Genomic DNA, 14,202 nt, shown 5'->3' on the forward strand with positions numbered 1-14,202 from the left:
GCGGACCTGAGAGATTACTTTCGAAACATGTCTCTCAAGAACCCGTACGGGGATTTCGAGATCACCGAGCCGCAGGCGCTGCGGGCGCTGGCCCACCCGGTGCGGCTGGCGATCCTCGAACACCTTCAGCGGCACGGCCCGGCCACGGCGACCGGGCTCTCGCCGCACGTCGGGGCCACCCCCTCGGTGGTCAGCTGGCACCTGCGGCACCTCGCGACGTTCGGTCTGGTCACCGACTGGGAGGGCGCCACCAGCAAGCGGGAACGCTGGTGGCAGGCCGCAGCCCGGGGCTTCCGTTTCACCGCGACCGACAGTGTCGAGGGGCAGTCCGCCAGCCAGCAGCTGCGCGGCGAGATGTTCGCCCGTAACGCCGACGCGCCGCAGCAGTGGCTGCTGAGCGAGGAGCCCCGACTGGACCCCGAGTGGCGCGCGCTGGCCGGCATCGCCGACACCCGGTTCGTGGCCACCGCCGACGAGCTGCGGCAGCTGGAGGAGTCGATCGAAGAGCTGATCGCTCCGTACGTCCGGCGCAAGGAGACGTCGCCCCCGGACGGCGCGCGGATCGTCCGGATGCTGCGCTACCTCCTGCCCGAGCCCGGCGACGACGACTCCCCGGGGGAGCCCGGCGACGACGCCCCGGCCGAGCCGGGCGACGACGAACCGGCCACGTCGTGACCGCCGCCGGCACCGCGAGCGCCACCGGCGCCGTGCCCCCGCCGGCCCTGCACCGCGACCGACGGTTCCGCACCTTCTGGGCCGGCGAGACGATCTCCTCGTTCGGCGACCGGGTCAGCGAACTGGCCCTCCCGCTGATCGCCGTCTCCCTGCTCACCGCGACGCCCGTGCAGGTCAGCGTCCTCACCGCACTGATCTGGCTGCCCAACCTGCTGGGCCTGTTCCTCGGTGCGTGGGTGGACCAGCGCACCCACAAGCGGCGGCTTCTGATCATCGCCGACCTGGTCCGCGCCGCCGTGCTGCTCAGCCTGCCGGTGGCCTACCTGTTCGACGCGATCACCCTCACCCAGCTCTACCTGGTGGCACTGCTCACCGGCCTCGGAGCGGTGCTGTTCGCCATGGCGCGGCAGGCCTTCTTCGTCGCCCTGGTGCCACGATCGGCGTACGTGGACGCGAACAGCAAGCTGAGCATGAGCCGGTCGCTGTCCTCCATCGCCGGCCCCGCCGTCGGCGGTGGGCTGGTCCAGGCGCTCAGCGCGCCGGGCGCGATCCTCGTCGACGCGGTGTCGTTCCTCGGCTCCGCGCTGCTGCTCCGCCGCATCCCGGTCACCGAGACGCCTCCGCCGCCGCGTCAGACGTCCACTCTCGGCCTGGTCCGCGAAGGGCTCGTGCTGGTGCTGCGGCACCCGGTGCTGCGGGCCGCCCTCGGCTGCACCAGCACTGTCAACTTCTTCACCTTCATCGCCGGCGCGCTGCTGGTGCTCTACGCCAGCCGGGACCTCGGCCTGTCGGCCGGCGCGATCGGTGTCGCCCTCGGTTTCGGGGCACTCGGCGGGCTCGCGGGCGCGGCGCTCGCCCCACGGATCTCGCGCGCCATCGGGTTGGGGCGTACCGCCATGATCGGCGCGGTGCTCTTTCCCGCACCGCTGGCGCTGACCGCGCTGGTGACCGGCCCGACCTGGACGAAGGTGGCCATGCTGGCGGCCATCGAGCTGGTCTCCAGCGTCGGGGTGATGCTGATGGACGTCAACCTGAACGCCCTGCTCATCGCCGTGACACCCGACGACGCTCTGGCACGCCGGGCCGGGGCCTACAGCGCCGTCAACTACGGCATCCGACCGGTCGGCGCGCTGGTCGGTGGCGTGCTGGGCACCACCATCGGGCTGCGACCCACCCTGGCCATCGCCGGCCTGGGTGGCGTGCTCGCCGTGCTCTGGCTGGTCGCGTCGCCGGTGCGCCACATCAGAACCCTGGACGACCAGACGGCGTGACGCTGGAGCGGGTCGGCACGGGCGGCACTCACCCGGATGAGCGTGATGCCGCAGAGTCATCAATATGCCCCTGAGGCATCACGCTCATCGAAGCGACAGCGGGCTCTCGCCGCAACCGCCCGGCTCAGCTCAGCTGGCCTCCGCCGCCAGGAGCCGGGCCAGCTCGGTGGGCTGGGAGAACATCGGCCAGTGGCCGGTGTCCATGGTGACCAGTCGCCAATGGTCGCTGGTCAGCAGCTTGGCCACTGTGTCGTTGGGCTCAGGCCCGTCGAGCAGACACTTGACGTACGTCGCCGGAAGCTCACCCAACGGCCGGGTCAGCACGGCCGGCTCGGTCAGCGTGGCCCCCGGGTGCGGCGTGGAGCCCTCGATCAGCCGGGCGACCTGCTCGTCGGTGAGCCCCTGACCGTCGAAGTCGGCCGCACCCAGCGGCGGCCAGTAGCCGCCGTTGTCGGCGATCAGCGCCTCGAAAACCGCCTGGCCCTGCCACCAACCGGACGCGAACGACCCGCCGTCGACCGGCACCTCCGCGTCGACGAAGACCACCCTGGCCAACCGATCGCCGATGCGCTCGGCGGCCTGGCCCACCGGAATGCCGGAATAGCTGTGCCCGACCAGCACCACGTCGCGCAGGTCGCGGCGCTCGATCTCGTCGACGATGTCCTGCACGTGGGTCTGCTGCCCAGCGGGCACGCCCCGCTTGTCGGCGAGACCGGAGAGGGTCACCGCGTGGGCGCCGTGGCCCGCCGCCCGAAGGGGCGCCACCACCTCGTCCCATGCCGACGATCCCAGCCACGCCCCCGCCACCAGTAAGAATTCAGCCATGGGCGGGACCCTAGCGGCACCCTCCGACAGCCCCGACGCGTCAGGACCAGGTGCGGGCCTCGGCGGCGAAGAGCTCCGGTGGGCTTTCCACCGGCAACACGCAGAGCAGGTGCCCGCCGGGTGCCCGCAGGACCCGACACTCGAGCCACTGCGACACCTCGATGGCGCCCAGACCGATCAACCGCTCGGTCTCGGCCGGCACGTCGTCGGTTTCGATGTCGAGATGGAAACGCGGCTCGTCGACCGCCTGGACCGCGGCGACCATCCCCGGCAGTGCCTCGTGCAGACCGACGAACTGTGGCTCCGCCGGATGGGACCGGGTGCTGACGCCGAGCGCGGCCGACCAGAACTCCGCCGCCCGGGTGGCCTCCGCCGCGGGGGCGTCGATCAGCAGGGCGTAGACACGGCTTCGATGCATGCGTGGCAGCATATCGACGCCCGTCCACTCACGAATGGTCCAATGGGGACGGTCCGGCCCCGGCTGCGCTCAGTCGGTCGGCGGGGCCGGAGGGCCGACCAGGGCGGCGAGCCGCTTCGGGGCCAGCATGCAGTAGCTCTCGGTGAGCAACTCGGCCACCTCGTCCCAGTCGGTGTCCCCGTCCAGGACCATGCCCATCACTGTCGGCCCCCACTCTGGCTTGTAGAAGGGGTGCCCGCCACCGAGGAGCCCGGCGATCTCGTCGAGTGGCGACCGGAAGGTCAGCAGACAGGCCGGCTCGTCGACCTCGGCGGCCCGGGCGTGCGCCACCTGGCGGTCGGGGTCGACGGTGAGGACGTGGGCGAAGGTCCGCTTGCGGATCCGCCAGCGGGTGCCCACCCAGGCGGGCTCCTCGTAGGTCTCCGGCAGCCCGAGGCAGATCGGCCGCAGCCGGTCGAGGACCTCGGGCGGGACGTCTCCGGGTTCGGTCACGGGCAGCGACGCTAGCCGCCTGGTGTGACAATTTCCGCTCGCCCCGCACCGCCCGCGCCGGTGGTGCGGACCCTGTGGATCCGCCAGGATGGGGCCGGGGCGATCGTGGGCAGTCGTCCCGGCCCGTCCCACCCCCGTGCCCGCTGAGGAGTGCCGTGCCGTCCACCCTGCTCTCCCGCCGCGACCTCGACTTCCTGCTGCACGACTGGCTGCGGGTGTCTGAACTCGTCGAGCGTCCCCGCTACGCCGAGCACTCCCGGGAGACCTTCGACGACGCCCTGGACCTCGCCGAGCGGGTCGCCACCGAGCAGTTCGCCCCGCACAACCGCGCCGCCGACCTCGCCGAGCCCACCTTCGACGGGCAGCGGGTGCGGCTGATCCCGCAGGTCCGCGCCGCGCTGGACAGCTTCGCCGAGACGGGCCTGCTCACCGCCGGCCTGGACGCCTCGGTCGGCGGCCTGCAACTGCCGCACGCTGTCGCGGCGGCCTGCTTCACCTGGTTCCAGGCGGCCAACGTGGCCACCTCGGCGTACCCGATGCTCACCCTGGGCAACGCCAACCTGCTGCTGGCGCACGGCAGTGCCGAGCAGGTGGACACCTATGTCCGGCCCATGCTGGACGGCCGCTTCTTCGGCACCATGTGCCTGTCCGAGCCGCACGCCGGCAGCTCACTGGCCGACATCACCACCCGTGCCGAGCCCCAGGAGGACGGCTCCTACCGGCTCTTCGGCACCAAGATGTGGATCTCCGGTGGCGACCACGAACTGTCCGAGAACATCGTGCACCTGGTCCTGGCGCGGATTCCCGGCGGCCCGCCCGGGGTGAAGGGCATCTCGCTGTTCGTCGTACCGAAGGTGCTGGTCGGCGCGGACAGGTCGCTCGGCGACCGCAACGACGTGGTCCTGGCCGGGCTCAACCACAAGATGGGGTTCCGGGGCACCACCAACACCCTGCTCAACTTCGGCGACGGCGGGCACACCCCGGGCGGCCGCCCCGGTGCCGTCGGTCACCTCGTCGGCGAGCCACACCACGGGCTGGCGCACATGTTCCACATGATGAACGAGGCCCGGATCGGGGTCGGGGCGGGTGCCACCGCGCTCGGTTACACCGGCTATCTCAAGAGCCTGGCGTACGCCAGGGAGCGGCCGCAGGGCCGGCCCGTCGGCGCGAAGGACCCGGCGGCGGCGCAGGTGCCGATCATCGACCACCCTGACGTACGACGGATGCTGCTGGCGCAGAAGAGTTACGTGGAGGGGGCGCTGGCGCTGGTGCTCTACTGCGCGCGGCTGCTCGACGAGCAGGGGACCGCGCCGGTCGAGGCGGACCGCGAGCGCGCGCACCTGCTGCTGGACGTGCTCACCCCGATCACCAAGAGCTGGCCGTCGCAGTGGTGCCTCGCCGCTAACGACCTGGCGATCCAGGTGCTCGGGGGTGCCGGCTACACCCGCGATCACGACGTCGAGCAGCACTACCGGGACAACCGGCTCAACCCGATCCACGAGGGCACCCACGGCATCCAGGCTCTGGATCTGCTGGGCCGCAAGATGACCATGCAGGGCGGCGCCGGCCTTGCCCTGCTGACCGCGACGATCGGGGACACCGTCGAGCGGGCCCGGCAGGCCGGTGGCGAGGCGGCCGGCCTGGCGGACCGGCTGGCCGACGCGGCGGCCCGGGTGACGCAGGTGACCCGTCGGCTGTGGGCCGACGGTGACCCGGTGCTCGCGCTGGCCAACGCCAGCGCGTACCTGGAGGCCGTCGGGCACGTGGTGATCGCGTGGATGTGGCTGGAGCAGGTGCTGGCGCTGCCGCCGGAGGGGACCGGGGACGCGTTCCATGCCGGCAAGCGCCAGGCCGCCCGCTACTTCTTCGCGGTCGAGCTGCCTCGTACCGGTCCGCAGTTCGACCTGCTGGAGAGCCGGGACCGGACCACGCTCGACATGCGGCCGGACTGGTTCTGACCGGTCAGCGTCGTCGGCTCTGGTGCTGCATCGCCTGCCGCCCCTTGACGACGCCCCAGACGATCACGATCACCAGTGCGATGACACCGATGATGGCCAGCCAGCGAACCGCCTCGAGGAGCAACCCGAGCAGGATGAGCACGCCGGCGACCACGCCGACGACCCAGAGCAGTGCGCGCATCTCGAACCTCCCGTAACCGGCCGCGCCTGGTGCGGCGGGCCCGGGTTCAGGTTCCCCGTCCGGCCGACACCATGCCGATTGATCGACTCGGGTTCTTTCAGGCCAGGGTGTCCGGGGCGCGGAGATACCCCGACTCTCGGAAACCCGAGTCGATCAAGGATCGAGCTCAGCCGCCGGCGCGCGCCACGTACACGGTGTTGGCCGACTCACCACCGGTCAACGGGTTGGCGAACGGCACGACGTGCGCCCGCACGTCCACGAACACCTCGGTGAGCGCCGCGGTGAACTCGGCGTCCGGCGGGTCGTCCGACCAGAGCGCGAAGATCCCCTCCGGGCGCAGCAGCGCGGCCAGCCGGCGCAGACCGGCCGGCGGGTAGAACGCGGCATGGCTGGGGTGCAGGACGTTGCGCGGGGAATGGTCGACGTCGAGCAGCACCGCGTCGAACCGCCGCCCGGGCACCTCGGCGTCGAAGCCGACGTCACCGGCCACCGCCGCGAAGAAGTCGGCCTGCACGAACCGGGTCCGCGGATCCTCGGCGAGGCCCGCCGCGAACGGCAGCAGCCCCTGCCGGTGCCAGTCGATCACGTCCTCGATCGCCTCCACCACGAACAGCGAACGCACCCGGGGGTCGCCCAGTGCCGCGCAGGCGGTGTATCCCAGCCCGAGACCGCCCACCACCACGTCGACCGAGTCACCGGGCACCTCGGCGAGACCGAGCCGGGCAAGCTCGATCTCCGCGACGGGGAAGAGGCTGGACATCAGGTACTCGTCGTCGAGCTTGACCTCGTACACCTCGACCTGAAGTGCCGGGTCCCGGCGTCGACGCAGGCTGATCGCGCCGATCGGCGTCTCCCGCCAGGCCAGTTCCTCGAAACGCGCGCCCACGGGTGGCCCTCTCGCCGTCGTTTTCGTCCCCGGATGGTACCGGTTGCCCCGTGCCGGCCACGCAGGGAACACGGGACATCGACGGAACGCATATCCTGTGCCCGGCCGATCCGTCGGAAGGGACCTGATGCCGTCGCGGCAGGACCAGCTGCACTCCTACCAGTTCAGCGTCCAACGGGCGGTCGCCGCCCTGGTCATGCGGGAGACCGACCCCGCGCAGTCGCCGTTTCGGCGGCTGGCCGGCGCGGGTCTGGCCAGCGTCCTGGTCGCGGCGATCGGGCTCGGTGGCTCGGCGCTCTACGGCCTGTTCGCCGGCGGCGGCAAGGGCTGGCGCGACCCGGGCGCGGTGATCGTGGAGAAGGAGTCCGGCGCCCGGTTCGTCTATCGCGAGCAGAAACTGCACCCGGTGCTCAACTACGCCTCCGCGCTGCTCATCGTCGGTGCGGACCGGTCGAAGACCGTGCTGGTCTCCCGCCGCACGATCGACGGCGTGCCGCGCGGGCTGCCGCTGGGCATCGCGGACGCGCCTGATTCGCTGCCCGCCCCCGGCCGGCTGGCCAACGGGGGGTGGACGGTCTGCTCGACCGTCCCCGCCGGCGCGGGCAACGAGGCACCCCGCTCGGCCCTGCTGATCGGCACCGAGCCCGACGGCGGTCGGCCGCTGGGCGACGAGGCGCTGCTGCTGCGCCACCCCGACGGCGGGTTGCACCTCGTCTGGCACCAACGGCGATATCTCGTGCGTGATCCGAGCCGGGTGCTGGCCGCGCTCGCCACCACCCGGGCGCAGGCGGTGCCGGTGGCGCCCGCCCTGCTCAACTCGCTGCCGGCCGGCACCGACCTCGCCCCGCTCGACCTGCCCGGGCTGGGCCGTCCCGCCACCGGCGTGCCGGGCACCACCGTCGGCACGGTCTACCTGGTGAGCAACTCCGGCGGCGGCCGGCAGTACGCGGTGGCCCTCGACGCCGGCCTGGCCGGCATCACCGAGTTGCAGGCGGGGTTGTTGCTGGCCCGCACCGGGCAGGGCGAGCCGGTGCCGATGACACTGGGTCAGTTCGCCGCGCTGCCCACGGTGCCCGACCTCGCTCCGACCGGTCCGAACGCCCCGCCACCGAGCCCGCCCCGGCTCGCGGCGGGCGGCGACGGGGCCCTCTGCACCCGGGTCGCCGACGACGGCGGGGTTGGTGAGGTGCGGTGGGGCGTACCGCTGCGGGACCTGACGGCCGCTCCCCGCACCGCGCCGACCGGCGGCGCGGTGCTGGCCGACCATGTGCTGGTGGAGCCGGGTCGTGGCGCGGTGGTCGAGGCCGCCGCGGCGCCCGGTGCGACCGGCGGTGCGGTTTCCGTGGTCACCGACCTGGGCCGACGGTACGTGTTGGCCGACCGGGAGGTGCTCGCGATGCTCGGCTACCGCAGTGTCCGACCGTTGCGGTTGCCGGCCGGCCTGGTCAGCCTGGTGCCCGCCGGCGCGACCCTGGACCCGGCCGCCGCGCGTGCCGTCGCCGCCGCCGACTGATCCCCCAAACCCCGCCCCCGGCCGCCGGGCCGCCAGGGCGGCGGTGATCAAGAGGTTTGCGTCAAAAAACGGCGCGAGCCTGACGCAAAGCTCTTGATCACCGGAGAGCGACGCGCGGCAGACGGTGTCAGTCGGCCGGACGGCGCAGGACGCTGACCGCGAACGGCGCGTCGTCGCGCCACGGGCGCAGGTCCCAGGTGGCGAAGCGGTGCTCCACGCGCAGCCCGGCGGCCACGGCGTCGGCGTCGAACGCGGTCAGGGGATAACCGCGTTCGGTGCCGAAGCCCACTGTCAGCACACCGTCGGGGCGCAGGTGCGCGGCGACCCGGCGCAGCACCTCCGGTTCGGTGCCGACGGCGACGAACGCGAGCACGTTGCCGGCCAGCACCGCCGCGTCGAACGGCTCCGCCTCGCCCAGCGCCGGTAGGTCCAGCTCGGCCAGGTCGGCGACCAGCCACGTCGGGCCGGGATAGTCGGCGCTGGCGGCCGCCACCAGCGCGGGGTCGGCGTCCACCCCCACCACTGTGTGCCCACGCTCGGCCAGCGCAGCGCCGACCCGGCCGGTGCCGCTGCCGGCGTCGAGGATCCGTGAGCCGGGCGCGACCAGAGTGTCCACCAGGCGGGCCTCTCCGGCCAGGTCCGCGCCCTCGGCCGCGAGCTTGCGGAACCGGTCGATATACCACTGCGAGTGCTCGGGACCGGTGTCGGTCGCCCAGCGGGTCGGGTTGGCCATGAGGCCACCGTAACCGGGCCGGTGGGGGAGCGGCGGGGGACCCGGACGAGACGATCATCCCTTCTCCGCGCCGCTGGTCAGCCCCTCGGTGAGCAGGCGTTCGCTGGCGAAGAAGAGGATCACGATCGGCAGGGTGAGCACGACCGACCCGGCCATCAGCACCGTCTTGGGGACCTCCACCCCGTCGGCGAGCAGGGACAACCCCAGCGACACCGTCCACCGGTCGGGTTTGTCGACCAGGAACAGCAGGGCGAAGAGGAACTCGTTCCAGGCGATCATGAAGTCGTAGAGCGCGACCGCCATGACCGACGGCATGGCCAGCGGCAGGCTGACCCGCCGGATGATGCCCAGCCGGCCGGCGCCGTCGATGGCGGCGGACTCCTCCAGGCTGACCGGGATGGTCTCGAAGTAGTTCTTCAGCATGTAGACCGAGACCGGCAGTGTCTGCGAGATGTAGACGAGCACCAGGCCGAACAGCGAGCCGCGCAGCCCGGCGAGGCTGAACACCACGAACAGCGGGATCGCGATGACGATCGACGGGAACAGGTAGACCGCCAGGAACAGGAAGTCCACCTGCCGCCGGCCGAAGAACCGCAGCCGGGCCACCGCGTACGCGCCGGGAATCGCCACGAGCAGCGTGAGCACGGTCGCCGCGACGGCGACGAGGCCGCTGTTGCGGATGAAGGTGAGGAAGCCCTGGCCGCCGTCGTCGGTGGCCTTGAGCACCTCGGCGTACGTGGCGACGGTCAGCTCACCGAAGCCGACCACCAGCGCGCCCGGGTCGAGCAGCAGCCGCTCGATCGGGCGCACCGAGAGCACCAGCATGTAGTAGAAGGGGAAGACGGTGACCACCAGGAACGCGGCGATCACCAGTCGGCGCAGCCAGCGCAGGCTCACCGTCTCGACCACGTCCCGGTCCATCAGCTCACCCTCCGTCCGAAGAAGCGCAGGTAGATCAGCACGAACACGATGAGCACCACTGCCAGCACGACCGCCTGCGCGGCCGCGGCGCCGATGTCGGTACGCGCGGTGAGGAACTCGTACACCCGCACGCTGACCACCTCGGTGCCCGCCGCGCCGCCGGTGAGCAGGTAGACGTCGTCGAACTTGTTGAACGTCATGATGAAGCGCAGCACGCCCAGCAGGGCGATCACCGGCAGCAGTTGGGGCAGCAGGATGTGCCGGAACCGTTGGGTGGGGGTGGCTCCGTCGACCCGGGCGGCCTCCTCCAGCTCACCGGGCACCGCCTGGAGCCGGGCCAGCAGGAACAGGAAGGCGAACGGGAAGTAACGCCACGCCTCGAACACGATCACCGTGGTCAGGGCGGTCGACTCCTGGGACAGGAACGGCACCGGCGCGTCCCAGCCGAGCAGGCACTGACCCCACGCGTTGACGATGCCGAGCTGCGGGTCGAGCATCACCTGCCAGACGAAGGTCACCGCGACCACCGGCGCCACGTACGGCAGCAGCATGGACGCCCGGACCAGGGTGCGACCCCGGAACGGCCGGCGGACCACCAGGGCGGCCACCAGGCCGAGCACTATCGACCCGACGGTGCCGCCGACGCTGTAGATCAGCGTCACCCACAGCGTCTCGGCGAAGCCGGGGGTGTGCAGCACCCGGTCGATGTTGTCCATGGTGAAGTCGCCGAACAGGCCGGTCTTGCGCAGCGTGGCGAGCCGGACCCGTTGGAAGGCGAGCACCACGGTCCACACGATCGGGATGCCGATGACCGCGATCGTGACGAGCAGGGTCGGTGCGACCAGCGCGAGCCCGGCCCGGGATTCGCGGCGGCGCAGGGTCAGTGGTCGGCGCCGGGGTGGCTCCGGCCGCTCCCGGGTGGGGGAGCGGCCGGGGCCGGGCGCGGTGGTCGTCAATTGACGCCCGCCTTGATCGCGTCGACGTCCTTCTTGGCGCGGTTGGCGGTGGCCGTCGCGTCGGACTTGCCAGAGACCAGGTCACCCAGCACCTTCGGCACCGGCAGCTCCCCGAGCATGGCACCGACCAGCTTGCCCTGCCCCTGGCTGAGGCCCCACCGCCCGAATGTGTCCGGGCTGCTGCGCAGCGTGGCCAGCACCTCGTCGCCGTACACGTCGGCGAGGGGCTTCTTGGCGTCCACGCCGGCCTGGCTGGTGTTCCACCGGGTCAGGTACGCCTCCGGCTCGGCCGGTGTGCCCTTGCGGACCGGGAAGCGGCCCTCGGGGGACATGCCGAACCAGCTCGGGTAGCCGTCACTGAGCATGTACTCCACGAAGGACTTCGCCGGGTCGGCCGCCGCTCCGTCCAGCACGGCCCAGGAGCTGATCTCGCCGTACTGGGCCGGCTCGGTGCCGTTCGGGCCCTTGATCGCGGTGACGAAGCCGCTGTTCTTCGCGAGGAACCCCGGGTCGGCCTGGCACTGCGGGCAGGTCGGCTTGGCGTCGTTACGCAGCCCGGCCAGCTCGTCGAGGATGAACGGAGACCAGATCACCATGGCAGCCTTGCCGGCGAAGTAGGTGGCCCGGGTGGTGTCCACGTCCTGCGCGCCCTTCACCGAGCTGGTGCGGATCAGGTCGCCGTAGAAGCGGAACGCCTCGACGCACTGGGGCGAGTCCAGGGTGACCTTGCCCGAGTCGTCGCTGAGCTGGCAGTCGTTGGCCAGCGCCAGGTGTTCGAAGGTCTGCTGGGTGAACACGTCGCTGGGGGCGGTCGCCGCGGTGATCCCGGCGACGCCGCCGGTGTTCAGTCTCGCCGCGGCGGCGGTGATCCGCTCGTACGTGTCGGGGGCGGGCAGGCCGGCCGCGGCGAACAGGTCCTTGCGGTAGACGAGCAGTTGGCCCCAGCCGTCGCTGGGCACCGAGAGCTGCTTGCCGTCGTCGGAGGTGAGCTCCAGTGCCCGCGGTGAGAACGTCTGCCGGCCCAGCTTGTCGACGACCTCCGCGTTCGCCGAGGCGTGCAGCAGCTCGTTGCCGGCGAGCGTACGGATGCCGGCGAGGGAGACCGAACCCACCACGTCGGGCAGGTCACCGGCGGCGGCGTTGGCGGCGATCAGGGAGGGGAACTGGTCCTCGTTGACGGTCACCAGGTCGACCTGGATCCCGGTCTTCGCGGTGAAGTCGGCGACGAGTGCCTTGGTGGCGGTGACCCGGTCGGCGACGTCCTCCAGGCTCCAGACGGTGATCTTCTTGTTGTTGCTGTCCGATTCGTCGTCTCCGCAGGCCAGCAGGGTGGACGCTGTCAGTGCCATGATCAGGGTGGTGGCGAGTATCCGCCTCGGAGGTGCTGACATCGGTGGCACTCCTCTCGAAGGGTACATGAGGGATCCAACACCTTCGATTGATCAATAGCAAGACATATGGCTATTTTTTGCTATCCTGGAACCCAGTGCTACCGGGATGTGACACATGGGCAACTGGGTGGTCTCTCTCGCCGGGCCTCGACGGATCAGCCTCGAGCCCTGCCCCCCGGATCCGCTCGGCCCCGGCCAGGTCCGGGTCCGCACCTCCTACTCGGGCATCTCCGCCGGCACCGAGCTGACCCTCTACCGGGGCAGCAATCCCCGGCTCAGCAAGGACTGGGACGACGCCGCCCGGATGTTCGTCCCCCGGCAGACCCCGGTGCCCTACCCGCTGATCGGCTTCGGCTACGAGGAGGTCGGCGAGGTCGTCGAGGTGGCGCCGGATGTCACCGACCGCCACCCCGGGCAACTCGTCTGGGGCATCTGGGGGCACCGGGCCGAGGCCGTGCTCGCCGCCGAGGCGGTCCATCCGCTCCCCGCCGGGTTGGACCCGCTCGCCGCGGTCTTCGCCCGCCCCGGGGCCATCGCGCTGACCGCCGTGCTCGCCGGTGACCTGCACCTCGGCGACTGGGTCGCCGTCTTCGGGCAGGGCGTCATCGGGCTGCTCGCCACCCGACTCGCCGTGCTCTCCGGCGCCCGGGTGGTGGCCGTCGACCCGGTGCCCGGCCGGTTGGAGCACGCCGCCCGGTACGGCGCGCGAACCACAGTGGACGTCCGCGCCGAGTCCGCCGCCGCCGTGCTGCGGCGGGCCACCGACGGCCGGGGCGCGGACGTCTGCCTGGAGTTGTCCGGGGCGTACCCGGCGTTGCACGAGGCGATCCGATCCACCGCACACGCCGGTCGGGTCGTGGCCGCCGGCTTCTACCAGGGCCAGGCCGACGCGCTCGGCCTCGGCGAGGAGTTCCACCACAACCGCATCCAGTTGGTGGCCGCCCAGGTCTCCGGGCCCACCCCCGCGCCGAGCATGGCCGGGCGGTGGACCGGTGACCGGGTCGCGCAGACCTTCATGGACCTGGTGGCCGAACACAGCGTCGATCCGTTGCCGCTGGTCAGCCACATCGTCGACGCCAGCGCGGTCGCCGACGCCCTCGCGCTGCTCGACCGCGGCGCCGGTGACGTCCTCCAAGTGGTGCTGAGGTTCTAGATGACCACCATCGCGCTGGCCTGCCAGGAACAACTCCTGCCGGGCACCAACCTGATCCAGAAGTACGCCCTCGCGGCCGCCCTCGGCTACCAGGGCATCGAGCTACGCGGACGCGGTGACCTCGCGTTCGCCCGTCGCCTGCCCGAGCTGCGCCGCGCCCGCGCCGCCGGGGTGGTGATGCCCACCGTCTGCGTCGAGATGGACCACTTCATCGGCGACTTCGACCCCGCGCGGTCCGCCGACGCCGTGCGCAACCTGCGCTCCCAACTGTCGGTCATCGGCGAGCTGGGCGGCATCGGCGTGATGACACCGGCCGCCTGGGGCATGTTCTCCCGGCGGCTGCCGCCGTTCGAGCCGCCGCGCCCGCCGGCCGGTGACCGGCAGGTCCTCCTCGACGCCCTGGGCGAGCTGGGCGAGCACGCCCGGGCCGAGGGGGTCACCCTCTTCCTCGAACCCCTCAACCGGTACGAGGACCACATGGTCAACCGTCTCGACGAGGCGGTGGCGCTCTGCGCCGCTGTCGGGTTGCCGTCGGTCCGGGTGGTCGCGGACACCTTCCACATGAACATCGAGGAGGACGACGTGCACCGCGCGCTGCGCGCCGCCGCGCCCTACCTCGGTCACGTGCAGGTCAGCGACTCCAACCGCTACCAGCCGGGCGCGGGGCACCTGGACTGGCCGGCGCTGGTGCGTACGCTGCTGGAGCTGGACTACCGAGGGTGGCTGGCGCTGGAGTGCCGACTGCGCGGCGACCCGGTTCGGGCCCTGCAACAGGCCGCCACGGTGCTGCGTCACGCCCTGCCCCGGCGGGCCGCCGCGTGACCGCCGG

The 14,202-nt window shown here is 71.9% G+C and carries 15 protein-coding genes; 6 read left to right on the forward strand and 9 right to left on the reverse strand.

Annotation, left to right across the window (positions count from 1 at the left end; all coding sequences use genetic code 11):
- The first annotated feature begins 27 nt into the window (after positions 1-27).
- Together CLT68_RS19630 and CLT68_RS19635 are read left to right on the forward strand one after the other, a co-directional pair.
- Positions 28-675, forward strand: a complete 648-nt coding sequence (locus CLT68_RS19630) for a helix-turn-helix domain-containing protein (RefSeq protein WP_099852711.1) — start codon at positions 28-30, stop codon at positions 673-675.
- Positions 672-1,946, forward strand: coding sequence for an MFS transporter (locus tag CLT68_RS19635; protein WP_486482243.1), 1,275 nt, complete (start codon positions 672-674; stop codon positions 1,944-1,946). The genes CLT68_RS19630 and CLT68_RS19635 overlap by 4 nt, the downstream gene beginning before the upstream one ends.
- Before the next feature lie 129 nt (positions 1,947-2,075).
- Here the strand turns inward: CLT68_RS19635 and CLT68_RS19640 are convergent, their stop codons facing one another.
- From CLT68_RS19640 to CLT68_RS19650, 3 genes are all read right to left on the reverse strand, one after another.
- Positions 2,076-2,771 carry an alpha/beta hydrolase gene (locus CLT68_RS19640; RefSeq protein WP_099852714.1) on the reverse strand — a complete coding sequence of 232 codons (696 nt, stop codon included), beginning with the start codon at positions 2,769-2,771 and terminating at the stop codon, positions 2,076-2,078.
- A gap of 40 nt (positions 2,772-2,811) precedes the next feature.
- Positions 2,812-3,189: a VOC family protein gene (locus tag CLT68_RS19645; protein ID WP_099857364.1), complete on the reverse strand. Its 378-nt coding sequence runs from the start codon at positions 3,187-3,189 to the stop codon at positions 2,812-2,814.
- Between the two features lie 69 nt (positions 3,190-3,258).
- Entirely contained in the window at positions 3,259-3,681 is a 423-nt protein-coding gene (locus CLT68_RS19650) for an MmcQ/YjbR family DNA-binding protein (RefSeq protein WP_099852717.1), read from the reverse strand.
- Positions 3,682-3,836: 155 nt separating this feature from the next.
- Between CLT68_RS19650 and CLT68_RS19655 the strand changes: the two genes are divergently transcribed.
- The gene (locus tag CLT68_RS19655) at positions 3,837-5,639 is read left to right on the forward strand and encodes an acyl-CoA dehydrogenase (protein WP_099852720.1); all 1,803 of its coding nucleotides are present in this window, start codon (positions 3,837-3,839) and stop codon (positions 5,637-5,639) included.
- A 4-nt stretch (positions 5,640-5,643) separates the two neighbouring features.
- Here the strand turns inward: CLT68_RS19655 and CLT68_RS33390 are convergent, their stop codons facing one another.
- Both CLT68_RS33390 and CLT68_RS19660 read right to left on the reverse strand, forming a co-directional pair.
- Positions 5,644-5,820: a hypothetical protein gene (locus tag CLT68_RS33390; RefSeq protein WP_172862018.1), complete on the reverse strand. Its 177-nt coding sequence runs from the start codon at positions 5,818-5,820 to the stop codon at positions 5,644-5,646.
- 166 nt (positions 5,821-5,986) lie between these two features.
- Positions 5,987-6,706: a spermidine synthase gene (locus CLT68_RS19660; RefSeq protein WP_099852723.1), complete on the reverse strand. Its 720-nt coding sequence runs from the start codon at positions 6,704-6,706 to the stop codon at positions 5,987-5,989.
- A gap of 127 nt (positions 6,707-6,833) precedes the next feature.
- On the opposite strand from CLT68_RS19660, the gene eccB reads away from it, so the two are divergent.
- Positions 6,834-8,219: a type VII secretion protein EccB gene (eccB, locus tag CLT68_RS19665; protein WP_099852726.1), complete on the forward strand. Its 1,386-nt coding sequence runs from the start codon at positions 6,834-6,836 to the stop codon at positions 8,217-8,219.
- A gap of 127 nt (positions 8,220-8,346) precedes the next feature.
- On the opposite strand, the gene CLT68_RS19670 is transcribed toward eccB, so the two are convergent.
- From CLT68_RS19670 to CLT68_RS19685, 4 genes are read right to left on the reverse strand one after another with little or no spacing between them, the layout of a single operon-like run.
- On the reverse strand, positions 8,347-8,952 hold the full coding sequence (locus CLT68_RS19670; protein ID WP_088947842.1) for a class I SAM-dependent methyltransferase: 606 nt from the start codon (positions 8,950-8,952) through the stop codon (positions 8,347-8,349).
- 54 nt (positions 8,953-9,006) lie between these two features.
- Positions 9,007-9,873 (reverse strand): carbohydrate ABC transporter permease, encoded by an 867-nt coding sequence (locus CLT68_RS19675; RefSeq protein ID WP_099852729.1) that lies wholly within the window; start codon positions 9,871-9,873, stop codon positions 9,007-9,009.
- On the reverse strand, positions 9,873-10,829 hold the full coding sequence (locus CLT68_RS19680) for a carbohydrate ABC transporter permease (protein WP_099852732.1): 957 nt from the start codon (positions 10,827-10,829) through the stop codon (positions 9,873-9,875). Before CLT68_RS19680 ends, CLT68_RS19675 begins: the two co-directional genes overlap by 1 nt.
- Positions 10,826-12,220 carry an extracellular solute-binding protein gene (locus tag CLT68_RS19685; protein ID WP_099852735.1) on the reverse strand — a complete coding sequence of 465 codons (1,395 nt, stop codon included), beginning with the start codon at positions 12,218-12,220 and terminating at the stop codon, positions 10,826-10,828. The genes CLT68_RS19680 and CLT68_RS19685 overlap by 4 nt, the downstream gene beginning before the upstream one ends.
- A 115-nt stretch (positions 12,221-12,335) precedes the next feature.
- Between CLT68_RS19685 and CLT68_RS19690 the strand changes: the two genes are divergently transcribed.
- The gene (locus tag CLT68_RS19690) at positions 12,336-13,373 is read left to right on the forward strand and encodes a zinc-dependent alcohol dehydrogenase (protein WP_099852738.1); all 1,038 of its coding nucleotides are present in this window, start codon (positions 12,336-12,338) and stop codon (positions 13,371-13,373) included.
- Positions 13,374-14,195, forward strand: coding sequence for a sugar phosphate isomerase/epimerase family protein (locus tag CLT68_RS19695; RefSeq protein ID WP_099852741.1), 822 nt, complete (start codon positions 13,374-13,376; stop codon positions 14,193-14,195). It abuts the gene before it with no gap.
- The last annotated feature ends 7 nt before the right edge of the window (positions 14,196-14,202 follow it).

The organism is Micromonospora sp. CNZ299 (assembly GCF_002754415.1).